This is a genomic window from Streptomyces sp. NPDC002574 (genome assembly GCF_042889545.1).
Classification (GTDB): Bacteria; Actinomycetota; Actinomycetes; order Streptomycetales; family Streptomycetaceae; genus Actinacidiphila.
Map to the genome: position 1 here is coordinate 443,897 of NZ_JBIARB010000004.1, position 22,861 is coordinate 466,757.

Genomic DNA, 22,861 nt, shown 5'->3' on the forward strand with positions numbered 1-22,861 from the left:
CCTGCCGTCCGTCCCGGCCCGCCGGGCTGTCGTCCCAGACTCCCCGCGTCCGCGCCACCCGGCCAGCGGTGGCCGCCCCCCGGGTGAACCGCCGTCCGCCGGGTGGCGCAGGACACGGCGGCCGACCAGGCTGGTGGTCACTGCACAAGCACAGGGAGTTCGACGATGATCCGCACCGACGCCCTCAACGAGCCGGCCGTCCGCGCCTTCGTCTCGGCGGTCAACGCCGGTGACCGCGAGGCCTTCCACCAGGCGCTCACCGAGAACGCGACCATGTCGGACGACGGCTCCGACCGCAGCCTCGACGAGTGGGCCGACCGGGAGATCTTCGACTCGCACGGCCACATGGACGTCCAGTCGCAGGACTCCGCGGGCCGCACCCTGATCGCCGACTACCGCAACGACACCTGGGGCGAGATGCGCACCAAGTGGCACTTCACCGTCGACGACGGGAAGATCAGCCGCTTCGACACCGGGCAGGCCTGACCGGGACAGGTTCAGCGCGCGGCGTCCTCGTGGAAGACCAGGAGGTAGCGCCAGAACAGCAGCCGGCGCACCTGGCTGCCCGGCAGGAGCCGCTCCGCCTCGGCGCGGATCTCGGACAGGGGCATGGTGGGCGGCCGGACGGGCTCGCCCACGGCCGGGCGGGGGCGGCCTCGCAGCCGGTCCCGGACGGCGCAGGCGAGCCGGGCGACGGCGTTGACCGGGACGGCGAGCAGACTCACCGCCCAGTCGGCGGCGGTGCGTTCGGGATAGCAGCCGAGGACGAGGAGCACACCGTCCGGCGCGAGCGCGGCCCGCAGGGCGGTGACGGTGGAGAACGGCACGTGGTGCAGGCTCGCGAGGCAGGTGATCACGTCGTAGCGGCCCTCGGGGAGCCGGACAGCCGTCACGTCGGCCACCCGGAAGACCACACCCGGCGCGGTGCCCGCCGCCGCGACAGCCTCCTCTGACGCGTCGACCGCCTCCACGCGCAGCCCCCGTTGCGCCAGCTTGCGCGCGAAGCGGCCGGTGCCGCAGCCCACGTCCAGCGCGCTGAGCGCGCCGGGCGGTACGCGGCGCAGCAGCAGCCGGTGGTAGTGGTCGTTGTGGTCGAAGGGCATGCCCGGACCCTTCCCATGCCGTCGGCTCGACGAACGGCCGGGCCCCGGCACCGGCGACGGAAGCCGGGGCCCGGGCCGCCGTCGCGGTCAGCCGAGCAACTCGTAGGCGGGCAGTGTGAGGAAGTCGACGTAGGTCTCGTCGAGCGCCGTCCTCAGCAGCAGGTCGTGGGCCTGCTGCCAGCGGCCCGCCGCGAAGGCCTCCTCGCCCGCCTCGGCGCGGATCGCGGCCAGTTCCCGGCTTGCCACGGCGCGCACCAGCTCGGCGGTGGCCTTCTCGCCGTTGTCGGCGAAGACCACGCCCGCGTTGACCCACTGCCAGATCTGCGAGCGGGAGATCTCGGCGGTGGCGGCGTCCTCCATGAGGTTGAAGATGGCGACCGCGCCGAGGCCGCGCAGCCATGCCTCGATGTAGCGGGTGCCGACCTGGACGGCGTTGCGCAGCCCCTCGAAGGTGGGCTTCGCCTCCAGCGAGTCGACGGCCAGCAGATCGGCGGCCGTGACGCGGACGTCCTCGCGCAGCCGCTCCTTCTGGTTCGGGCGGTCGCCGAGAACCGCGTCGAAGGAGGCGCGGGCGATCGGCACGAGGTCCGGGTGGGCGACCCAGGAGCCGTCGAAGCCGTCGCCGGCCTCGCGGTCCTTGTCGGCCTTGACCTTCTCGAAGGCGACCTTGTTGACCTCGGCGTCCCGCCGGGAGGGGATGAAGGCGGCCATGCCGCCGATGGCGTGGGCACCGCGCTTGTGGCAGGTGCGCACCAGCAGTTCGGTGTACGCGCGCATGAAGGGCGCGGTCATCGTCACGGCGTTGCGGTCGGGCAGCACGAAGCGCTCGCCCGCGTCGCGGAAGTTCTTGACGATGGAGAACAGGTAGTCCCAGCGGCCGGCGTTCAGGCCGCTCGCGTGGTCGCGCAGTTCGTGGAGGATCTCCTCCATCTCGAAGGCCGCGGTGATCGTCTCGATGAGCACGGTGGCGCGGATCGTGCCCTGCGCCACGCCGACGTGGTCCTGCGCGAAGACGAACACGTCGTTCCACAGGCGGGCTTCGAGGTGCGACTCGGTCTTGGGGAGGTAGAAGTACGGTCCCTTGCCCTTGGCGAGCAGCCGGTGCGCGTTGTGGAAGAAGTAGAGCCCGAAGTCGACCAGCGCGCCGGGCACGGGCTCGCCGTCGACGGTGAGGTGCCGCTCGTCCAGGTGCCAGCCGCGGGGGCGGGTGACGACGGTGGCGAGCTCGGCCTCGTCCTTCAGCGCGTACGACTTTCCCTCGGGGGACGTGAAGTCGATGCGGCGCTCGTAGGCGTCGATCAGGTTGATCTGGCCGCCGACGACGTTCTCCCAGGTGGGCGCGGAGGCGTCCTCGAAGTCCGCGAGCCAGATCCGCGCGCCGGAGTTGAGCGCGTTGATCGTCATCTTGCGGTCGGTGGGGCCGGTGATCTCCACCCGGCGGTCGTTCAGCGCGGCGGGGGCGTCCGCGACCCGCCAGTCGCCCTCGCGGATGTGCGCGGTGTCCGGGAGGAAGTCCAGGGTGCCGGTGCGCGCGATCTCCTCGCGGCGCGCCTTGCGGCGGGCGAGGAGTTCGGCGCGGCGCGGGGCGAACCGGCGGTGCAGTTCGCCGAGGAAGGCGAGCGCCGCGTCGGTCAGCACCTCCTCCGCGCGCTCGACGGGGGGCGCGGTGTCGGCGACGACGGCGTGCGGGGAAGGCCCTGCTCCTGCTGCGGACATGAAGCTGATCTCCTCTGGCTGCGGCTGCTCTCACTGCGGGTGGACGCGGGGCGGCGGAGGGTGCCGGGCGACGCGGGGTGCCGGGCGAGCCGCGGGGCGTCCTGGCCGGACGGGCGCTTCTGCTGCGTGGAGCATAGTTTTTGCATTGCGGAACTTCAACGTTTTGTGGCACCGGGCGCGGGCGGCCGTGGCGGACCGCTGCCGAGCCGCCACAGGTCGTCCGGGGTGTCGATGTCGCCGGGGAGCGCGATGTCCGCGCACTCCACGAGGACGATCGCCGCCTCGTGCCGCCTCAGGTACGAGCGTGCCCCCTGGTCGCCCACGGCACTCGCCGCGATCGCGGGCCAGTGGTCGGCGCCCAGCAGGATCGGATGCCCGCGTCTTCCGTCGTACGCGGCGGAGGCCAGCGTCGCCGGCGAGGCGTACGCCGCCGCCACCCGCACCACCGCCCCGGCGCCCACGCCGGGCTGGTCCACGAGCGCCACGACCGCGGCCCGCGCCCCCGTGACCGCCAGCGACTCCAGGCCGGCCCGCAGCGAGGACCCCATGCCCTGCTCCCAGTCCGGGTTCACGGTCACCGCGCAGCCGTCGAGCGCCGCCCGCGCGCGGACCTCGCCGGCCGCCGCGCCCAGCACGATGTGCACCGGTCCGCACACGCCCTCGCGCAGCGCCCGCGCGGCGTGCTCCACCAGCGGGCGCCCGCCGTACTCCAGCAGCGCCTTCGGCCGCCCGCCGAGCCGTCGGCCGCCCCCGGCGGCCAGCAGCAGCCCGGCGACCGCCGGGCGCGTCCCGCTCGAACCGTCCCGTTCCACGCTCCCTGGATACCGTGGATGGTGGGCGAGGGAAAGGACCCGCCATGGCGAACTGGCTCATCGCCGTGCGGCACGGCGAAAGCACCGCGAACGCCGCCTTCGCGCGCGGTGACTCCGTGGAGGGCGTCCATGACGCCGACGTCGGTCTGACCGACCGCGGCCGTGACCAGGCGGCGCGCCTCGCCGGCGTGCTGCTGACGCTCGGCGGGGACCCTCCCGGCACGGTGCTCTGCTCGCCCTACGAGCGCGCCCGGCAGACCCTCGACGTGCTCGCGGACGTGCACGCCGCCGCCGGCCGCCCGCTGCCCCCGGCGTCGTACGAGCCCGGGCTGCGCGACCGCGGCACCGGCGACCTCGAACTGCTCACGCCGCAGGCCGTCCGGGAGCGCTTCCCGCAGGAGGTGGCCCGCCGCGAACGCGAGGGCGAGTGCGCGTACCGGCCGCCCGGCGGCGGGGAGTCGATGGAGGACGTCGTGCGGCGCGTGCGGTCGGTGCTGGACGGATCCGGCATCGGCGAGAACGACGGGGCCGGCGGGCCGTGGCTGCTGGTCGCCCACGACGCCGTTGTGCTGGCACTCCGTCATCTGCTGGGGCCGCCCCTGCCCGAGGGGGCGTTCGTCGCCAACGGCTCGTTCGCCCGCTGGCGGCACGGCGGCTCGGGATGGCAGCTCGCCGACTGGAACCGAACGCCGCCCGTCGTTCGTTGAATGTCGGCAAGTCGCCTTGCGCGAGAGGAACTTACGGCCGATTTCGCTCTCCGTATAGCGGGCGGAGCGCTCCGTCGCGTTTACTGTCCTCCCCGATGCGGCCCGGGTGGGGCCGGTACCGCACGGGTGAGGTCGGCGGGGGTCGAACAATGGGGGACATATCAGTGGTCAAGGACATGGCGGCCCGTGCGGCGCTGGACGGGGACGGCGCCGGGGACCCGAGGGTGACCGCGCTGCGCGCGGCGGTCTCCCACTGCCGTCGCGCGCTCGCCGGGTATCGCTCGAACTTACCGGACCGCCACATCGCGGAGGACGAGCTCGCCGCGCTGGCGTCCGCGGCCGCCGCCGGTGTCCCCGACGTCCCGCGGCTGCGGCGCGGCCTGCTGGTCCTCACGGGCGCCCTCGGCTCCGTCAGCGCCCTGTCCGCGGCCCTCACGGAGGTCCGGCGCGCGATCGAGCTGTTCGGCGCGCCGCCCTCCGCCGACTGACGCCGATCAGCCGAGTTCGGCCAGGCGGCGCACCGCGGGGGCGCAACGGCTCTCGATCCACCCGGCGGAGGCGGCCTCCGGGGGCATCACGATCGCGGTCTCCACGCCGAGCGCTGCGTACCCGGACAGCTCCTTGGTGAAGGTGTCCAGGTCCCCGTCGCCCAGCGCGGTCCCCCGGTACAGCATCGTCTTGCGGATCGAGTCGTAGTCCCGGTCCGCCTCGTCGCAGTGCCGGCGGAGCACGTCCAGCTTGTGCGCGACCTCGGCCTGCGAGGAGCCGAACAGATTGCAGGCGTCCGCGTAACGGGCCACCAGCCGCAGGGTCTTGCGCTCCCCGCCGCCGCCGACCATCACCTCGGGGTGCGGCGCGCTCACGGGCGGCGGGGTGCAGCGGGTCTCCGCGAGCCGGTAGTGCTCGCCCTCGAACGGGCCGTTGTTCTCCTGGTCCCACATCTGCAGGCAGATGCGCAGCGTCTCCTCGAGCCGCTCGAAGCGTTCCGCGAGCGGCGGGAAGGGCACACCCAGGCCGAGGTGTTCGCGCTCGTACCACGCGGCGCCCAGCCCCAGGGTCGCCCGGCCGCCGGACAGCACGTCGAGCGTCGTGGCGATCTTGGCCAGCAGCCCGGGATGGCGGTACGTCGTCCCCGTGACCAGGACCCCGAGCCGCACCGCGGACGTGCGGGCCGCGAGGAAGCCCAGCGTCGTGTAGCACTCCAGCATCGCCGCCTCGGCGCCGCCGTTGTGCTCCATCTGGAAGTAGTGGTCCATCACCGACAGCCATCCCACCCCGGCCGCCTCCGCGGCGGCCCCGGCCTCCGCCAGCGCGGGGCCCAGCCCGGCGGATCCCTCCGGGTGGTCGAACTTCGTGAGATGCAGGCCCAGTTGCACGGTCACTCCCCGCCTCGGGTCGTTGTCGCGGACCCGTACGACGCTAGGCCTTGGAGTGCGCTCCAGGTCAAGCCCCCGCATGGGGCCGTCGGGCCGTGGGGCCGCGCGGTGCGGGGTCAGGCTCCGGTGCCGGCGGCGCCGGCGAGGGCCGCGGACAGGTGACGGGCGGCGGCCTGGAGGACGGGGACGATGTTCTCGGTGGCGGCGTCGGTGACGCGGCCGGCCGGGCCGGAGACCGAGATCGCGGCGGCGGTGGGGGAGCCGGGGACGGTGACGGCGAGGCAGCGGACCCCCATCTCCTGCTCGTTGTCGTCCACGGCGTAGCCCTGCGTGCGGATGTGCGCGAGCTCGGCGAGGAAGACGTCCGGGTCGGTGATGGTCCGTTCCGTGGCGGCCGGCATGCCGGTGCGGGCCAGCAGCGCGCGCACCTCCTCCGGCGGGACGTGGGCGAGCAGCGCCTTGCCGACGCCGGTGGAGTGGGGCAGGACCCGGCGCCCGACCTCGGTGAACATCCGCATGGAGTGGCGCGAGGGGACCTGGGCCACGTAGACGACCTCGTCGCCGTCGAGGAGGGCCATGTTGGCGGTCTCCCCGGTCGCGTCCACGAGTTCGGCGAGGTAGGGGCGGGCCCAGGTGCCCAGCAGACGGGAGGCGGTCTCACCGAGGCGGATCAGCCGGGGGCCGAGGGCGTAGCGCCGGTTCGGCTGCTGGCGCACGTAGCCGGTGTCGACCAGGGTCCGCATGAGGCGGTGGATGGTGGGGAGCGGCAGCCCGCTGCTGGCCGACAGTTCGCTGAGGCCGACCTCGCCCCCCGCGTCGGCCATCCGCTCCAGCAGGTCGAAGGCGCGTTCGAGGGACTGGACGCCCCCGGCGCGGTCTGACGCCACGGTTCCTCCCCAGGCGGGCGATGTGGTGGTGCAGCCTACCCGCGGTCACGCAGGGGTGATCGTCGTCGGCCGCGTCCTTGTGCGGAGCCACGAACGGTGGCGGTGGAAGCCGGATTCCGTTCGGCGGAATCCACCAAACCCTACTCCGGAAGCTCCCGGACCGCGCCCCGCCGGGCACGGGTCCGCGCGCCCGGCCGGGTCTTGACGGGCCCGGGCGGGTCTTGACGGGTCGTACGGCGCGGCGGAGGATTTGCTTCAACAGAACGTTGAATCTCTGGGCACCGCCGGTGGAAGGGGAACGCGTGTCAGAGGCCGCCGCCACCGGGCTGGTGCTGCGTTCGACGCGGGTCGTCGCGCCCGAGGGCGAACGCCCCGCCGACGTGGTCGTCACCAGCGGCCGGATCGCCGCCGTCCTGCCGTACGGGAGCGCGCCGCCGGCCGGCGCCCGCCTGGTCGACCTGGGACAGGACGCGCTGCTGCCCGGCCTGGTCGACACCCACGTCCACATCAACGACCCCGGCCGCACCGAGTGGGAGGGCTTCACGACCGCCACCCGCGCGGCCGCCGCCGGGGGTGTGACCACCCTGATCGACATGCCGCTCAACAGCGTGCCGCCGACCACCACGACCGCGCACCTGGACCTCAAGCGGGACACCGCGCGCGGCAGGGTCCACACCGACGTCGGCTTCTGGGGCGGCACCGTCCCCGGCAACGTCGAGGACCTGCGCCCGCTCCACGAGGCCGGCGTCTTCGGCTTCAAGTGCTTCCTCCTGGACTCCGGCGTCGAGGAGTTCCCGCAGCTCGGCCCCGCGGAGTTGGAGGAGGCGATGCGCGAGATCGCCCGCTTCGACGGGCTGCTGATCGTGCACGCCGAGGACCCCGCGCTCATCGACGGCGCCCCGCCGCCCTCCGGCCGGAAGTACGCCGGCTTCCTCGCCTCCCGCCCGCGCGCCGCCGAGAACACCGCGATCGAGGGCCTGATCGCCCTGGCCCGGCGCCTCGACTGCCGGGTGCACGTCCTGCACCTGTCCTCGGCCGAGGCGCTGCCCCTGATCGCCGCCGCCCGCCGCGAGGGCGTACGCCTGACGGCCGAGAGCTGCCCGCACTATCTGACGCTGACCGCCGAGGAGGTGCCCGACGGCGCCACCGAGTTCAAGTGCTGCCCGCCGATCCGCGAGGCCGCCAACCGGGACGCCCTCTGGCAGGGCCTGCTCGACGGCACGATCGACTGCGTCGTCTCCGACCACTCGCCCTCCACGGCCGACCTCAAGCGCTTCGACAGCGGCGACTTCGGTGCCGCCTGGGGCGGCATCTCCTCCCTCCAGCTCGGACTGCCCGCGATCTGGACCGAGGCCCGCCGGCGTGGCGCCTCGCTCACCGACGTGGTGCGCTGGATGGCGCAGGGCCCGGCGCGCCTGGCGGGTCTGAGCACGAAGGGCGCGATCGCGCCCGGGTACGACGCCGACTTCGCCGTCCTGGCGCCCGACGAGAGCTTCACCGTGGACCCCGCAGCACTCCACCACCGCAACCGGGTCACCGCCTACGCGGGCCGCACCCTCCAGGGAGTCGTCCGCGGCACCTGGCTGCGCGGCGAGCGCATCGCCGACCACGGCACCCTGGCCGACCCCTCCGGCCGCCTCATCGAGAGGGAGGACGCGTGACCGCCCTGCCCCGGTACACCGGCGACGCCCAGCCGTACCCCGGGGGCGACCCCTGGGCCGACTACCGCGGCGCCGACCTGCCGTTCACGGCGTTCACCGACCTCGCGGACCGGCGCCTGGGCGCCGGGGTGATCGCCGCCAACGACGAGTTCTTCGCCGAGCGGGAGAACCTGCTCGTCCCCGGGCGCCCCGAGTTCCGGCCCGAGCACTTCGGCCACAAGGGACAGGTCATGGACGGCTGGGAGACCCGGCGGCGGCGCGGCGCGGGCCCCGACGACCCGCACCCCGGCGAAGCCGACCACGACTGGGCGCTGATCCGCCTTGCCGCCCCGGGCGTCGTCCGCGGCCTGGTCGTGGACACGGCCCACTTCCGGGGCAACCACCCGCAGCAGGTCGCGGTCGAGGCCACCTCCGCTCCGCTGTCCGCCGCCCCCGGGCACCTGCTCGCGGCCGGCGTGGAGTGGACCGAACTGGTGCCGCGCACGGCCGTCGGAGGCCACGCCGCCAACGGCTTCGAGGTGAGCGTGGAGCGCCGCTTCACCCACCTGCGGCTCCGGCAGTTCCCCGACGGGGGCATCGCCCGGCTGCGGGTCCACGGCGAGGTCGTCCCCGATCCCGCGTGGCTGGCGGCGCTCGGCACCTTCGACCTCGTCGCCCTGGAGAACGGCGGCGCCGCCGAGGACGTCTCCGACCGCTTCTACTCCTCGCCGGTCAACCCGATCCTGCCCGGGAAGTCCCGTCGCATGGGCGACGGCTGGGAGACCCGGCGGCGCCGCGACAAGGGCCACGACTGGGCCCGCTACCGGCTCGCGGAGCAGGGCGTGGTCCGCGCCGTCGAGATCGACACCGGCTACTACAAGGGCAACGCCGCGGGCTGGGCGGCGCTGCTGGGCCGCGACGGCGACAGCGGCGAGTGGTTCACGATCCTGCCCCGCACCCCCCTGCAGCCCGACACCGTCCACCGCTTCCTGGTGGTCGCGCCCGCCGCGACCCACGTGCGGATCGAGACCTACCCCGACGGCGGCGTCGCCCGACTCCGCCTGTGGGGCTCCCTGACGGACGCGGGCGGGACCCGCCTCACCCGGCGCTGGGAGACGCTGGCCTGACGGACCGTCGGGAATGCCGCACACGGCGGATGACGGCGTTCGTCAAGAGGGCACCAGGCGCACCACGGCGAGTGAGGTGCGGCCACCGGCCGTCGTGTCCACCGCGCGGACCGCCCAGCGGCCGGCCGGCAGCGGGACCGGGGCGTGCGCGGGCAGGCCACCACCGGGAAACACAACATCCAGCGCGGAGCCGGCCCCGGCGGAGTCCATGAGCACCACGGGCCCATCGGTGTCCCACGTGCCGCACTCCTGCCACGCAATGGCGGGATCCGCGAGAACGGCCTCGGCCGCGTCGATCAGTTCGGCCTCTGAGTCGGCGCCCAGCCAACGCAGGAATGAGCGATGTGCGGGGAGGTAGCACGTAGTGGCGGGCTCGTCCCCCAGGACCAGCGCCAGGGCGCCGTCCCGGCCGAGGGGGATCACTCCCGCCGGGCTGTCCACAGCGCAGGCCCGGTCGTAGTCGTCCGGCACGGCCCCGTCGCCCATGACCATCCCCTGTTCTGTGCAGCCGCCCCATGCGGCGAGCGCGGAGACGGGAACAGCGACGAGCGGGCCACCCATGGACCCCACCCACACGGGAACGGGGCGGGTGGCCGTGGTGACGTCGAGCCGGAGGGCATCCATGGCGCAAGTGTGCCGCCGGCCACCGACAGTGCGTCCCCGGGCCCGCGACGGGGCCGGGGCGTGGTGCCGCGCGGCGCCGGCGTCTCCCTCGTACGCCGGCGCCGCGCGGGTCGGGTCAGCCCACCGGCGCGAGCCGGAAGGACTGGGCGGTGGTGCCGTTGCAGGTGTACTGCTGGAGCCGGGCGCCGTCGGCCGCGGAGGCGGCGGCGACGTCGAGGCACTTGGCGCTGTGGCGGGCGGTGAACACGTAGGAGCCGTCCGGCTGGAGGACCGGCTTCCACTGCTGGTTGCTGCCCGAGGACCACTGCCAGGTCTGCACGGGGACGGAGTCACCCGTCGCCGTGGAGCCGCCGGTGACGTCCCAGACCTGCTCGGTGGCGGCCGCGTTGCGGTTCACCACCCGGTAGTAGCCGCTGTCGGTCGCGCGGAACTGCCACTGCTGGTTGGTCTGCCCGGCGACGCAGCTCCACTGCTGCACGACCGTGCCGTTGGCGGTGCCGCGGTCCTTGGCGTCCACGCACTTGCCCGACCCGGCGCCGGTCACCTGGTACCAGGCGGAGGTGCTGATGCCGTCCCCGGGGCCGCCGGTCGGCGCGCCGGACCAGGTGAAGGTGGTCGTGGCGCGGGGCGGCAGGCTGTACGAGAAGTGCTGCCCGGCCTCGCGGACCGTGACCTGCTGGGTGGACGACGAGGAGTTGTGGGTGACCAGCACCCGCTGCCCGTCGCTGTTGACGAAGGCGGTGTTCCACACCGGGTCGGTGGCGTTGCTGCCGATCCGCACCGCGCCCGCGCGGACGAACTTCGTCAGCTGCCCCATCGTGTAGTACTCGACGGTGTAGTCGACCTGGCCGCTGCGCGCGTCCCCGTTGTGCACCGTGATCAGCCCGGTGCAGGTGCCGCAGCCGCCCGCGTGCGGGCCCATCGCCTGGTCCAGCGCCAGCGACCACTTCACGTAGGAGCGCGCCCAGTTGCGGGTGAAGCCGGTGATGTCGCGCAGGTCCTCCAGCTGCTGGTCGGCCACCCAGGTGCCGCCGGAGTGCTCGGTCTCGTACTGCGGGACGCCCGGGTACTGGCTCTGGATCGTGCTGCCGAAGGCGTAGTTCGGCGGCGTGGGCGAGTAGCCGTGCCAGGCGACGCCGCCGAACAGCGGGTCGCCGCGCAGCGCGGCGTCGGCGAGCTGGCCGGCGCCGGTGGTGTTCCAGTCGCCGTGGTTCCAGTCGTGGATCAGCGCCTTGGTGGTGATCCCGGCCGAGCGGAAGGCGGGGAAGAGGTGGTTCTTGGTGAAGTCCAGCAGCGTGGCCGCCGACCACTCCATCGTGGGGTACGAGCTGTTCGCGCCGCAGCACTGGGGCTCGTTCTGGACGGACACGTAGTCGATGTGGACGCCGCGCTGCTCGTACGCCTGGAGGTACTTCACGAAGTACTGCGCGTACATGTCGTAGAACTCGGGCTTCAGCTTGCCCATCTGGGTCAGCGTGCCGTTGTCCTTCATCCACGCCGGCGCCGACCACGGCACCGCCATGATCTTCAGGTCGGGGTTGAGCTGACGCGCCTGCTGGGTCAGCGGCAGGACGTCGGCGAGGTCCCGGGCGATGGAGAAGTCGGCCAGGTCGCAGCAGGTGTCGTCGTACGTGTAGTGGCTGCGCGCGATGTCCGAGGCGCCCATCGGGTTGCGCAGGAAGCCCAGCCCGATGCCGTCGGTGGGGGAGAACAGCTTGCGCATGGTGGCGTCGCGGGTGGCCGCCGACAGAGCGCCGGAGGAGTTCATCAGCCAGGCGGCGCTGTCGGTGAAGGACGCCCCGCCGCCCTCGAAGGGCTGGTAACGGGCGGCGGGATCGACCGTGATGACCGTCCCGCCGCTGCCGTCACCCGCCTCGAAGGCGGTCGGGGCCTGGGCCTGCAGGCCCTTGACGACCGTCTTGCCGTCCGACGTCGTGGTCATGGTGACCTGGACGGCGGTGGCGGCGGCCGCGCTCGGGCCGGCGACGGTCAACGCGGCGAAGGCCGCGGCGACCGCCGCCAGGACGGCGATCATCCGTCTGATGTGGGGGTGTTGTCGCATCGCGTGCTCCTTGTGGGGAAGGACATGGTGTGCGTGCGAGGGAGATCGACGGGCGGCGAGGGTGCGCCCAGGGTCGGGCCGCCCGGGGTCAGGCCGCGCTGCGGGCGCGGCGGCGGTGGGCGGCGATGATGTCGGCGTAGCGGCTGCCGCTGCCCTTGACGGTGCGCTGCTGGGTCCCGTAGTCGACGTGGACGAGCCCGAAGCGCTTGGCGTAGCCGTACGCCCACTCGAAGTTGTCCAGCAGCGACCAGGCGAAGTAGCCGGCCAGCGGGGCGCCGGCGCGCACCGCGCGGGCGCAGGCCGCCAGGTGCTCCTCCAGGTAGGCGGTGCGCTCGGGGTCGTGGACCTGGCCGTCGGGGCCGACGTGGTCCTCGTAGGCCGAGCCGTTCTCCGTGACGTAGATCTTCTGCGCGCCGTACTCCTCGGTCAGCCGCATCAGCAGCCGCTCCAGGCCCTCGGCGTGCACCTCCCAGTCCATCGCGGTGCGGCGGACGTCCGGGATGCGCAGGGCGCGGGTGTGCGGGACCGGCCCCGAGGGGTCGTCGGCAACGATGTCACGGAAGTAGTAGTTGAGGCCCAGCCAGTCCAGTGGGGCGGCGATGGTCTCCATGTCGCCCTCGTGGACGGGCAGTTCGACTCCGTACAGCTTCAGCATGTCCTCGGGGTAGCCGCGGCCGTGGATCGGGTCGAGCCACCAGCGGTTGGTGTGGCCGTCGGCGCGCAGCGCGGCGGCGACGTCCTCGGGCCGGTCGGAGGCGGGCTCGGAGGGGCTGAGGTTGTTGACGATGCCGATCCGGGCGTGCGGGACCGCGGCGCGCAGGGCCTGCACGGCCAGGCCGTGACCCAGGTGCAGGTGGTACGAGGCGCGCACGGCGGCGGTCAGGTCGGTGAGGCCCGGGGCCATCACGCCCTGCAGATGACCGATCCAGGCCGAGCACAGCGGCTCGTTGAGGGTCGCCCAGTGGGTGACGCGGTCGCCGAGGCGCTCGGCCACCACGGAGGCGTACTCGGCGAAGCGCAGCGCGGTCTCGCGCTCCGGCCAGCCGCCGCGGTCCTGCTGCGCCTGCGGGAGGTCCCAGTGGTAGAGCGTCGGGAAGGGGGTGATCCCCGCTTCCAGCAGCCCGTCGACGAGCCGGTCGTAGAAGGCGAGGCCCTCCGGGTTGACCGGGCCGCCGCCCTGCGGCATCACCCGCGGCCACGCGATGGAGAAGCGGTACGCGTCGAGGCCCAGACGCCGCATCAGGCCGATGTCCTCGGGCCAGCGGTGGTAGTGGTCGCAGGCGGTGTCGCCGGTGTCGCCGCCGGCGACCTTGCCGGGGGTGCGGGAGAAGGTGTCCCAGATGGAGGGCGCGCGGCCGTCCTCGGCCACGGCGCCTTCGATCTGGTACGAGGCCGTCGCGGCGCCCCACACGAAGTCGGCGGGGAGCGCACTGAGGTCGGAGGTCACGGACTGCCTTTCGGAGGGGGGAACGGGGGGCCGGCGCTCACTTGACGGCGCCGGCCGTCAGGCCTGCGACGAGGTAGCGCTGCAGCAGCAGGAAACCGGCGACCACGGGAACGCTCACCACGAGCGAGGCGGCCATGACCTGGTTCCAGTACACGTCGGTCTGCGTGGCGTAGCCCTGCAGGCCGACGGCGAGGGTGCGGGTGGTGTCGTTGGTCATGACCGAGGCGAAGAGGACCTCGCCCCACGCGGTCATGAAGGCGTAGACGCACACCGCGACGATGCCGGGCACGGCGGCCGGGACGACGACCCGGAACAGCGCGCCGAGCGGGCCGTTGCCGTCGACGAGGGCGGCCTCGTCCAGGTCCCGGGGGATCGAGTCGAAGTAGCCCGCCAGCATCCAGATGGAGAACGGGAGCGAGAAGGTGAGGTAGGTCAGGATCAGCCCGCCCCGGCTGCCGTACAGCGCGATGCCGGTGGCGTTCCCGAGGTTGACGAAGATCAGGAACAGCGGCAGCAGGAAGAGGATGCCGGGGAACATCTGGGTGGACAGGATCGTCACCGTGAAGAAGCGCCGGCCCGCGAAGCGGTAGCGGCTGACCGCGTACGCCGCGAAGACCGCCACCGTGACCGAGGCGACGGTCGCGCCGCCCGCCACGATCAGCGAGTTCAGGAAGTAGCGGGCCAGCGGCACCGTGTGCCAGATGTCCGCGTACGGCCGCAGGGTGAAGCCGCTCGGGAACCAGCGGAACGGTCCCTGCACGTCCTGGAGCGGCTTCAGCGACGAGACCACCATCACGAAGACGGGGGCCAGCGCGAAGGCCGCCAGCAGCGTCAGCACGATCCGCCGGGTCCACACGAAGGAACGGGGCGACGCCATGGGGCTGCGGTAGTCAGTCATCCTGCCTCCTCAGGGAGGTGACGAGCAGGTAGAGCGCCGTCACGACGAGCAGGAAGAGCAGCAGGAGCACGGACATCGCCGAGCCGGAGCCGAAGTTCCAGGTCACGAAGGACGACTGGTAGATGTGGATCGAGATCAGATCCGCGGCGTCCGGCGCGGCCCGTCCGAACAGCACATAGGGCGTGTTGAAGTCGTTGAACGTCCACAGGAACAGCACCAGCACCAGCACCAGGTTCACCGGCCGCAGCGAGGGCAGGGTGATCCGGCGGATCTGCTGCCAGATGCCGGCGCCGTCCATCGCCGCCGCCTCGTACAGCTCGCGCGGGATGTTCTGCAGTCCGGCCATCAGGCACAGGAAGGCGAACGGCCACTGGCGCCACACCGAGACGGTGACCAGCGCCCAGAAGCTGTTGTCGCCGATCAGCCAGAAGGGCTTGCCGTCGGTGAGGTGCAGCTGGTCGTGCAGGACGTGGTTGATCATGCCGGTGTCCCGCTGGAACATGAACGACCAGGTGATCACGGCCGCGTAGACCGGCAGCGCGTACGGGACGAGGAAGACCGCGCGCAGCACTCCCCGGCCCCGGAACGTGTCCTGCATGAGGATCGCGGCGGCGGTGCCGAGCAGCCAGGACAGCGCCACCGCCAGCAGGGTGAACTCGCACGTGACGACGAAGGAGTTGAGCAGGTCCTTGCCGACGGGCGCGTTGAAGTCCACCGCCACGCGGTAGTTGTCCAGGCCCTTCCAGGGCGCTGCCGACCAGTCGCCGATGTAGAACTGCGTGAGCTCCTTGAAGCTCATCACGACGCCGACGACCATCGGCACCAGGTGGATCAGCAGCTCCAGCGCGAGCGCGGGCAGCAGCAGGACGTACGGCAGTGCGCCGCGACGCACCCGCGCGGAGAACAGGCGCCGGCGGGGCCTCCCCCCGGCGGCCCGCCGGCCGCCGGAGGAAGGAGACTTCGAGCTGTGCCGTACGGGCGGCACGGTGGTGGTCATGGGTTGCTTCACGCTCACGAGGCCGGCATCTGCTGCTGGGCCTTCTCGAGGGCGGCCTTGACGGTGTCGGTGGTGACCGGGTGACCGGCGGCGGCCTCGGCGAAGAGGTCCTTCATCGCCGTACCGACGGTGGTCTCGAACTGGCTCTCGTTCGCGACCTGCGGGAGCGGCGCCGCGCTGTTGGCGAGGGCGTCGGCGAGCACCTTCAGGTCCGGGGTGGAGAAGGCGGCGTCGGACTGGGCGGCCTTGACCGGCGGGAGCGAGCCGTAGGTCCCGTTGAGGATCTTCTGCTCGTCGTCGCTGGTCATGAACTTCACGAACTTCAGGGCGCCGTCGACGTTCTTGGTCTTCTTGAAGACGGCCAGGTTGATGCCGGCGACCATGGAGTTGACGGCGGTGTCACCGGTCGCGCCCTTGGTCTGGAACGGCACCTGGGCGACGCCGTAGTCCTCGGGCTTCATGCCGTGGGACTTCAGCGAGGAGCCGGCGGCCTGCCACAGCAGCATGCCCGCCTTGCCGGTGGCGAAGTCGGCGACCGACTGGTTGGCGGCGTACTCGGCGTTGCCGGGGGCCGCGATCTTGTCCTTGGCGATGAAGTCGATGTACTGCTTGACCGCCGCGACCGCCTCGGGCGTGGTGAAGGTCGGCTTGCCGGAGGCGTCGAAGAAGTCGGCGCCGTGCTGCTTGCCGAAGACGAAGGCGTGGTGGACGTTCTCCGAGAGGTTGCCGCCCTCGACGGCGAGGCCGTACTTGCCGTCCTTGGTCAGCTTCTTGCCGTCCGCGACGAGCTCGTCCCAGGTGGCCGGCGGCGCGGCGATGCCCGCGTCGGCGAACATCTTCTTGTTGTAGTACAGCCCGTACGCGAGCGAGTACAGCGGGACGGCGGCGGGGTCCTGGCCCTCGGCGCCGGTCGCGCCGAGCGCCGCGTCGACGAAGCGGTCCTTGCCGCCGATCGTGTCGAACGCCTTGGCGTCGAAGGGCCGCAGCGCGCCGGTGGCCTGCAGCGAGGCGGACCAGGTGTTGCCTATGTTGAGCACGTCGGGGCCCTGCCCGGACGTGGCGGCGGCGAGGATCCGGTTGAGGAGGTCGGACCAGGGGACGACCTCCAGCTTGACCTTGATGCCGGTCTGCTTCTCGAACTTCTTGAGCTCGGGCTCCAGGACTTCCTTGTCGTTCTCCAGGCTGCTGCCCTGGTTGCTGGCCCAGTAGGTGAGCGTCTTGGAGCCGCCGTCGCCGCTGCCGTCGGTCGAGGAGCCGCCGCCGCAGGCGGTGGCGGATGCGATGAGCGCGGCCGCGACTGCGGCGGCGGCCGTCGTACGGGTGATGTGCATGACCGGGGACCCTCTCAGGGGGTGATGGCTTCGGGATGTGAAGAGCGTCACGCCTTAATTCAAGGCGTGATTTAACGTCTGAGAAAACCTGGCGTCAAGACTTGGCGCAGCGATAGATTCACCGGGGAGGGAACACCATGGCAGACCGAAGCAAGCGCACCGTCCGTGACCTGCGACGGGGCAACCGTTCGGCGATCCTGCGCCATCTCTACTTCGAAGGCCCCCTGAGCCGTCAAGAGTTGGCCCGGGACACCGGTCTCAGCACGGGCTCGATCAGCAACGTGGTCGCGGAGCTGATCGGGGACGGCGTCGTGGAGGAGGCCGGCTCGGTCGAGTCCGACGGCGGCCGCCCCCGGGTGATGCTGAAGGTGGCGCCCCGGCACGGCTTCGTCATCGGGGTCGACGTCGGGGAGACCGGGGTGCGGGTCACCCTGTTCGACCTCGCCCTGACCGAACTGTCCTCCACCGAGAGGCCGTTGGCCGACAGCGGCCACGACGTGGCCCTGGTCGTGCAGTTGATGCTGGAGGGGCTCGCGGCGGTCCTGGAGGACTCCCGCGTCGACCCCGCGCACGTACTCGGTGTCGGGGTCGGCGTGCCCGGCATCGTCGAGCAGAACGCCGGCGGCGCCGGGGCGGTCGTGCACGGGCAGACCATCGGCTGGGACGCCGTCCCGCTCGGCGCGCTGCTGGCCGAGGGCACCGACCTGCCCCTCCACATCGACAACGGCGCCAAGACCCTCGGCCAGGCCGAACTGTGGTTCGGAGCCGGCCGCGGCGCGCGCAACGCCGTGATCGCCCTCCTCGGCTCCGGGGTCGGCGCCTGCGTCGTCGCCGACGGCAAGCCGTACCGCGGGGCCAGCAGCAGCGCCGGCGAATGGGGCCACACCACCCTCCAGGTCGGCGGGCGGCTGTGCCGCTGCGGGGCCCGCGGCTGCCTGGAGGCGTACGTCGGCGCCGAGGCGCTCATCGACCGCTGGGGCCCGGCCGCCCCGGCCGGGGCCAGCGAGGAGGCGGCGATCGCCGCGCTCGTCGCCGCGGCCGAGGCCGGCGACCGCACGGCCGTGGAACTGCTCGACGAGACCGCGGAGTACCTCGGCGCGGGCATCGCCGACCTGGTCAACCTCTTCAACCCCGAGCGGATCGTGCTCGCCGGCTGGACCGGACTGATGATCGGTCCCCGGCTGCTGCCCGCCGTCCGGGAGGCCACGGCCGCGTACGCGCTGCACCACCCCTGCGCCCAGACCTCGATCGAGCTCGGACTGCTCGGCCCCGACGCGGTCACGGTCGGCGCCGCCACCCTGCCGCTCGCCCGCTTCCTCGACGCCGGGGGTCGGGTGCCCGCCCCCGCGGCGCGGCCCGAGGAGCAGGCGGAACCGAATCGTCCGGGTCGGTCGTTGTCAGGGACGTCCGCCTGAAGCAGCACACTGGAGCAGCAGCAGCACGCCCCCAGAACGACCCGGAGACCGCGGTGACCCTCAAGCAGCAGATCGTCGGCAACGCCATGCAGATGGCCGTGTGCACCCTCCAGCCCGGCCAGACCGTCTACTGCGAGGCGGGCAAGTTCCTCTTCAAGACCGCGAACGTGAGCATGGACACACGGCTCGCCGGGCCCGGCGGTGGCGGACAGCAGCAGGCCCAGGGCGGCGGTGGCGGCATGGGAGGCATGCTCCGTCAGGCCATGGGCACCGCGATGCAGGTCGGCCAGCGCGTGCTCGCCGGTGAGAGCATCGCCTTCCAGTACTTCAGCGCGAGCGGCGGCGAGGGCACCGTCGGCTTCGCCGGGGTCCTGCCCGGCGAGATGCGGGCCCTGGAGCTGGACGGCTCGCGCGCCTGGTTCGCCGAGAAGGACGCCTTCGTGGCGGCCGAGTCCACCGTCGACTTCGGCATCGCCTTCCAGGGCGGCCGCAGCGGCATGAGCGGCGGCGAGGGCTTCATCCTGGAGAAGTTCACCGGCCGCGGCACGGTGATCATCGCGGGCGCGGGCAACTTCATCGACCTCAACCCCGCAGACTTCGGCGGCCGCATCGAGGTCGACACCGGCTGCATCGTCGCCTTCGAGGAAGGCATCCGCTACGGCGTGCAGCGCATCGGCGGGCTCAACCGCCAGGGGATCATGAACGCCGTCTTCGGCGGCGAGGGCCTGTCCCTGGCCACGCTGGAGGGCAACGGCCGCGTCATCCTCCAGTCCATGACCATCGAAGGCCTGGCCAACGCCCTGAAGAAGGCCCAGGGCGGCGACAAGCAGGGCCCGACCGGCGGTCTGTTCTCCACCCACGCGGGCTGACCCGCCGCCGGCCCGCCCCGCCGGCGCTGCCGTGCCGGGCGGTGCTCACACCACCCCGGCGGCCTCCAGGACCTTGCGCAGGGCCCGGTCCAGGGCGGCCCGCACGGTCTGCGGGTCGCTCAGCGCGGCCGTCATCGCCGCGCCGTCCCGCAGCATCATCAGCGTCATGGCGTCCTCGGCCGGCTCCGGCGCACCCGCCTCGGCCAGCAGGCCCTCGGCCAGCTCGCGCAGCCAGGTGCGGTGGGCGACGATGGCGCGCGTCACGGGGTCGGCGGGGTCCGGGTACTCGGCGGCGGCGTTGAGGAAGGGGCAGCCGCGAAAGCCCGGCGCGCACAGCTGATCGCCCAGCGCTCCGGCCACCCCGAGCAGCGCCTCCCGTGCGCCGAGTCCGTGCAGGGCGCCCTCGGTGTAGGAGCGGATCTGCCGGTCCGTGGCCTGGATGTAGCTCAGGACGAGCTGTTCCTTGCCCGCGAAGTGCCGGTAGAGCGTGGCCCTGGTGGTCGCCGCCTCGGTGACGATCCGGTCCATGCCCACCGCGTGGATGCCCTCGGCGTAGAACAGCCGGGACGCGGTCGCCAGGATGCGCTCGCGCGGCGGGGCGTCCGCGGGCACGGTGGCCTCGGAGGGGGCGAGTGGGGCGACGGGCGGGGCGCTCATGTCCTTGACGGTAGCGGACGGGCGCGCGTAATGTCCCGACGAGAACGAACGTTCTGTCTCTGTCTGTAATTCTGTGTCACCCGGAGCCGTCCGGGCGCCGCCGCCCCCGGCCGCGCACCGCGCCCGCCCCGCCGTACGAGAGGACCCCCACCCATGGCCGTGCCCGAGATCGGCGCCCCCGCCCCCGACTTCACCCTCTCCGGGGTGCTGCTCACCGACGCCGGCGCCGAGCGTGCCGAGTACTCCCTGTCCGCGCAGCGCGGCGCCCCGGTCGTGCTCGCCTTCTACCCCGGCGACGACTCGGCCGTGTGCACCAAGCAGCTGTGCTCCTACACCTCCGACCTGGACCGCTTCCGCGACCTCGGCGCCACGGTGTGGGGGATCAACCTCAGCGACCTCGACAGCCACGAGCACTTCGCCCGCAAGCGCGACCTGCGCTTCCCGCTGCTCGCGGACACCGACCGCTCGGTGGTCAAGGCCTACGGCATCTCGATGCCCGGACTGGGCCTCAAGCGCTCGGTCTTCATCGTCGACGCCGACGGCATCGTGCGCTGGAAGCACGTGGCCCGCATCGGACTGACCTTCCAGGACACCGACGCCATCGTCGCCCAGCTGGCGGCGCTCGCCCCCCGCTGAGCCGCACCACGCCCCCCTGACGGGCGAGCGTGAAGCTGCGCTGTTGCCGAGCTTAAGAAAAGATCGATGGACTGAACGCCCGAAGCCGGGCAGATTGCTGTGTGCCCGGCGCACCGCGCGAGCAGGCGCCGAGGGGTGCCGCCGCTCCGCCCGGGTTCTTCCGTGCCCGGTCCGCGTTCCCCCGTGCGGACCGGGCCACATCGTCTGCCGGCAGGAGTCGCAAGAGTGAAGGCACTGGTGAAGGAGAAGGCCGAGCCCGGCCTGTGGCTGCGGGACGTCCCCGAGCCCGAGATCGGCCCCGGCGACGTCCTCATCAAGGTGCTGCGGACCGGCATCTGCGGCACCGACCTGCACATCCGTGCCTGGGACGGCTGGGCCCAGCAGGCCGTGAGCACCCCCCTGGTCCTCGGCCACGAGTTCGTCGGCGAGGTCGCGGCCGTCGGCTCCGACGTCGCCGACATCAAGGCCGGCGACCTCGTCAGCGGTGAGGGTCACCTGGTGTGCGGCAAGTGCCGCAACTGCCTCGCAGGCCGCCGCCACCTGTGCCGCAACACCATCGGCCTCGGCGTCGGCCGCAACGGCGCCTTCGCCGAGTACGTGGCGCTGCCCGCGTCCAACGTCTGGGTGCACCGCGTCCCCGTGGACCTCGACATCGCCGCGATCTTCGACCCCTTCGGCAACGCCGTCCACACCGCGCTGTCCTTCCCGCTGGTCGGCGAGGACGTGCTGATCACCGGCGCCGGCCCGATCGGCATCATGGCCGCCGCCGTGGCCAAGCACGCCGGCGCGCGCCACGTCGTCATCACCGACGTCAGCGAGTACCGCCTCGACCTCGCCCGCAAGATCGGCGTCAGCCTCGCCCTGAACGTCGCGGAGTCCACCATCGCCGAGGGGCAGCGCGAGCTCGGCCTCCGCGAGGGCTTCGACATCGGGCTGGAGATGTCCGGCCGCCCCGAGGCCATGCGCGACATGATCGACAACATGACGCACGGCGGGCGCATCGCGATGCTGGGCCTGCCGTCGCAGGAGTTCGCGGTCGACTTCGCGAAGATCGTGACCTCGATGATCACGATCAAGGGCATCTACGGCCGCGAGATGTTCGAGACCTGGTACGCCATGTCCGTGCTGCTGGAGGGCGGTCTCGACCTCGCCCCCGTGGTCACCGGCCGCTACTCCCACCGCGACTTCGACGCCGCCTTCGACGAGGCCGCCGGCGGCCGCTGCGGCAAGATCGTCCTCGACTGGACTGCTTGATCTTTGCGGCTCGGTTCGCCCCGCGGAGGTTCTCGAACCTCCGCGGCAACCGGCCGTGCGGCCCCGCCCCAACACCCCGATCCGCCCGGAAACCCACGGGAGACCCCCATGTTCGACTCCGTCCGCGACGACCTGCGCGGCACCCTCGACGAGATCCGCGAGGCGGGTCTGTTCAAGCCCGAGCGCGTGATCGGCACCCCGCAGAGCGCGTCGGTCGGCGTCACGTCCGGCGGCCGCCCCGGTGACGTGCTCAACTTCTGCGCCAACAACTACCTGGGCCTGGCCGACCACCCCGAGGTCACCGCCGCCGCCAAGGAGGCGCTGGACCGCTGGGGCTACGGCATGGCGTCCGTGCGCTTCATCTGCGGCACGCAGGAGGTCCACAAGGAGCTGGAGGCGCGGCTGTCGGCCTTCCTCGGCACCGAGGACACGATCCTGTACAGCTCCTGCTTCGACGCCAACGGCGGCGTCTTCGAGACCCTGCTCGACGAGCGCGACGCGGTCATCTCCGACGCCCTGAACCACGCCAGCATCATCGACGGCATCCGGCTGTCCAAGGCCCGCCGCCTGCGCTACGCCAACCGCGACATGGCCGAGCTGGAGGCCCGTCTGAAGGAGGCCGGCGACGCCCGCCGCCGCCTGATCGTCACCGACGGCGTCTTCTCCATGGACGGCTACGTGGCGCCGCTGCGCGAGATCTGCGACCTCGCCGACCGCTACGACGCCATGGTCATGGTCGACGACTCGCACGCCGTCGGCTTCACCGGCCCCGGCGGCCGCGGCACCCACGAGCTGCACGGCGTGATGGACCGGGTCGACATCCTCACCGGCACCCTCGGCAAGGCCCTCGGCGGTGCCTCCGGCGGCTACGTCGCCGCCCGCGCGGAGATCGTCGCGCTGCTGCGCCAGCGCTCGCGCCCGTACCTGTTCTCCAACTCCCTCGCGCCGGTGATCGCCGCCGCCTCGCTGAAGGTCCTGGACCTGATCGAGGACTCCGAGGAACTGCGCGCCCGCCTCAAGGAGAACACCGCGCTCTTCCGCACCCGCATGACCGAGGCCGGTTTCGAGATCCTGCCCGGCGACCACCCCATCGCGCCGGTCATGATCGGCGACGCCGCGGAGGCGGGCCGGATGGCCGACCTGCTGCTGGAGCGCGGTGTGTACGTGATCGGCTTCTCGTACCCCGTCGTGCCGCACGGCAAGGCCCGCATCCGCGTGCAGCTGTCGGCCGCGCACTCCACCGAGGACGTCGAGAAGGCGGTGGCCGCGTTCATCGCTTCGCGCGAGGCCCTGGCAGGATGAA

The 22,861-nt window shown here is 72.6% G+C and carries 22 protein-coding genes; 10 read left to right on the plus strand and 12 right to left on the minus strand.

What is annotated here, in order from left to right; translation table 11 throughout:
* The first annotated feature begins 165 nt into the window (after positions 1-165).
* Positions 166-486, plus strand: a complete 321-nt coding sequence (locus ACFYXS_RS11770; protein ID WP_389246559.1) for a nuclear transport factor 2 family protein — start codon at positions 166-168, stop codon at positions 484-486.
* An 11-nt stretch (positions 487-497) separates the two neighbouring features.
* Here the strand turns inward: ACFYXS_RS11770 and ACFYXS_RS11775 are convergent, their stop codons facing one another.
* The 3 genes from ACFYXS_RS11775 to ACFYXS_RS11785 all read right to left on the minus strand — a co-directional run bounded on the left by ACFYXS_RS11775 (position 498) and on the right by ACFYXS_RS11785 (position 3,631).
* On the minus strand, positions 498-1,103 hold the full coding sequence (locus tag ACFYXS_RS11775; protein WP_389246561.1) for a class I SAM-dependent methyltransferase: 606 nt from the start codon (positions 1,101-1,103) through the stop codon (positions 498-500).
* Positions 1,104-1,190: 87 nt separating this feature from the next.
* Positions 1,191-2,819 (minus strand): malate synthase A, encoded by a 1,629-nt coding sequence (aceB, locus tag ACFYXS_RS11780; protein WP_389246563.1) that lies wholly within the window; start codon positions 2,817-2,819, stop codon positions 1,191-1,193.
* Between the two features lie 155 nt (positions 2,820-2,974).
* Entirely contained in the window at positions 2,975-3,631 is a 657-nt protein-coding gene (locus tag ACFYXS_RS11785; RefSeq protein ID WP_389246565.1) for an NTP transferase domain-containing protein, read from the minus strand.
* Between the two features lie 44 nt (positions 3,632-3,675).
* Between ACFYXS_RS11785 and ACFYXS_RS11790 the strand changes: the two genes are divergently transcribed.
* Complete coding sequence (locus ACFYXS_RS11790; RefSeq protein WP_389246567.1) at positions 3,676-4,338, plus strand: histidine phosphatase family protein; 663 nt, start codon at positions 3,676-3,678, stop codon at positions 4,336-4,338.
* A gap of 149 nt (positions 4,339-4,487) precedes the next feature.
* A complete protein-coding gene (locus ACFYXS_RS11795; RefSeq protein ID WP_389246569.1) occupies positions 4,488-4,826 on the plus strand; it encodes a DUF5955 family protein in 339 nt (112 codons plus the stop codon).
* A 6-nt stretch (positions 4,827-4,832) separates the two neighbouring features.
* Here the strand turns inward: ACFYXS_RS11795 and ACFYXS_RS11800 are convergent, their stop codons facing one another.
* A complete protein-coding gene (locus tag ACFYXS_RS11800) occupies positions 4,833-5,714 on the minus strand; it encodes an LLM class F420-dependent oxidoreductase (protein ID WP_389246571.1) in 882 nt (293 codons plus the stop codon).
* A 116-nt stretch (positions 5,715-5,830) separates the two neighbouring features.
* The gene (locus ACFYXS_RS11805) at positions 5,831-6,601 is read right to left on the minus strand and encodes an IclR family transcriptional regulator (protein WP_389246573.1); all 771 of its coding nucleotides are present in this window, start codon (positions 6,599-6,601) and stop codon (positions 5,831-5,833) included.
* A 302-nt stretch (positions 6,602-6,903) separates the two neighbouring features.
* Between ACFYXS_RS11805 and allB the strand changes: the two genes are divergently transcribed.
* Both allB and alc read left to right on the plus strand, forming a co-directional pair.
* Complete coding sequence (gene allB, locus ACFYXS_RS11810) at positions 6,904-8,262, plus strand: allantoinase AllB (RefSeq protein WP_389246575.1); 1,359 nt, start codon at positions 6,904-6,906, stop codon at positions 8,260-8,262.
* Entirely contained in the window at positions 8,259-9,368 is a 1,110-nt protein-coding gene (alc, locus tag ACFYXS_RS11815) for an allantoicase (RefSeq protein WP_389246577.1), read from the plus strand. Before allB ends, alc begins: the two co-directional genes overlap by 4 nt.
* Positions 9,369-9,410: 42 nt before the next feature.
* On the opposite strand, the gene ACFYXS_RS11820 is transcribed toward alc, so the two are convergent.
* From ACFYXS_RS11820 to ACFYXS_RS11845, 6 genes are all read right to left on the minus strand, one after another.
* Complete coding sequence (locus ACFYXS_RS11820) at positions 9,411-9,992, minus strand: Imm21 family immunity protein (protein ID WP_389246579.1); 582 nt, start codon at positions 9,990-9,992, stop codon at positions 9,411-9,413.
* A gap of 115 nt (positions 9,993-10,107) precedes the next feature.
* On the minus strand, positions 10,108-12,054 hold the full coding sequence (locus ACFYXS_RS11825; RefSeq protein WP_389246581.1) for an RICIN domain-containing protein: 1,947 nt from the start codon (positions 12,052-12,054) through the stop codon (positions 10,108-10,110).
* A gap of 88 nt (positions 12,055-12,142) precedes the next feature.
* The gene (locus tag ACFYXS_RS11830) at positions 12,143-13,501 is read right to left on the minus strand and encodes a GH1 family beta-glucosidase (RefSeq protein ID WP_389246583.1); all 1,359 of its coding nucleotides are present in this window, start codon (positions 13,499-13,501) and stop codon (positions 12,143-12,145) included.
* Positions 13,502-13,538: 37 nt separating this feature from the next.
* Positions 13,539-14,399, minus strand: a complete 861-nt coding sequence (locus tag ACFYXS_RS11835) for a carbohydrate ABC transporter permease (RefSeq protein ID WP_389246585.1) — start codon at positions 14,397-14,399, stop codon at positions 13,539-13,541.
* Positions 14,392-15,396: a carbohydrate ABC transporter permease gene (locus ACFYXS_RS11840; RefSeq protein WP_389246588.1), complete on the minus strand. Its 1,005-nt coding sequence runs from the start codon at positions 15,394-15,396 to the stop codon at positions 14,392-14,394. Before ACFYXS_RS11840 ends, ACFYXS_RS11835 begins: the two co-directional genes overlap by 8 nt.
* Positions 15,397-15,410: 14 nt before the next feature.
* Positions 15,411-16,727, minus strand: coding sequence for an ABC transporter substrate-binding protein (locus tag ACFYXS_RS11845; RefSeq protein ID WP_389246590.1), 1,317 nt, complete (start codon positions 16,725-16,727; stop codon positions 15,411-15,413).
* A gap of 137 nt (positions 16,728-16,864) precedes the next feature.
* Here ACFYXS_RS11845 and ACFYXS_RS11850 point away from each other — a divergent pair, with 137 nt between their 5' ends.
* Positions 16,865-18,142 carry an ROK family protein gene (locus ACFYXS_RS11850; protein WP_389246592.1) on the plus strand — a complete coding sequence of 426 codons (1,278 nt, stop codon included), beginning with the start codon at positions 16,865-16,867 and terminating at the stop codon, positions 18,140-18,142.
* Between the two features lie 53 nt (positions 18,143-18,195).
* Positions 18,196-19,011, plus strand: a complete 816-nt coding sequence (locus ACFYXS_RS11855; protein ID WP_389246594.1) for an AIM24 family protein — start codon at positions 18,196-18,198, stop codon at positions 19,009-19,011.
* Positions 19,012-19,056: 45 nt separating this feature from the next.
* Here ACFYXS_RS11855 and ACFYXS_RS11860 read toward each other — a convergent pair whose 3' ends face one another.
* Positions 19,057-19,668, minus strand: coding sequence for a TetR/AcrR family transcriptional regulator (locus ACFYXS_RS11860; RefSeq protein WP_389246595.1), 612 nt, complete (start codon positions 19,666-19,668; stop codon positions 19,057-19,059).
* 153 nt (positions 19,669-19,821) lie between these two features.
* Here ACFYXS_RS11860 and ACFYXS_RS11865 point away from each other — a divergent pair, with 153 nt between their 5' ends.
* The 3 genes from ACFYXS_RS11865 (at position 19,822) to ACFYXS_RS11875 (ending at position 22,860) form a co-directional block, all read left to right on the plus strand.
* On the plus strand, positions 19,822-20,304 hold the full coding sequence (locus ACFYXS_RS11865) for a peroxiredoxin (RefSeq protein WP_389246597.1): 483 nt from the start codon (positions 19,822-19,824) through the stop codon (positions 20,302-20,304).
* 225 nt (positions 20,305-20,529) lie between these two features.
* On the plus strand, positions 20,530-21,558 hold the full coding sequence (tdh, locus tag ACFYXS_RS11870; protein ID WP_389246599.1) for an L-threonine 3-dehydrogenase: 1,029 nt from the start codon (positions 20,530-20,532) through the stop codon (positions 21,556-21,558).
* 108 nt (positions 21,559-21,666) lie between these two features.
* Positions 21,667-22,860 carry a glycine C-acetyltransferase gene (locus tag ACFYXS_RS11875; protein WP_389246601.1) on the plus strand — a complete coding sequence of 398 codons (1,194 nt, stop codon included), beginning with the start codon at positions 21,667-21,669 and terminating at the stop codon, positions 22,858-22,860.
* Position 22,861 lies beyond the last annotated feature (1 nt).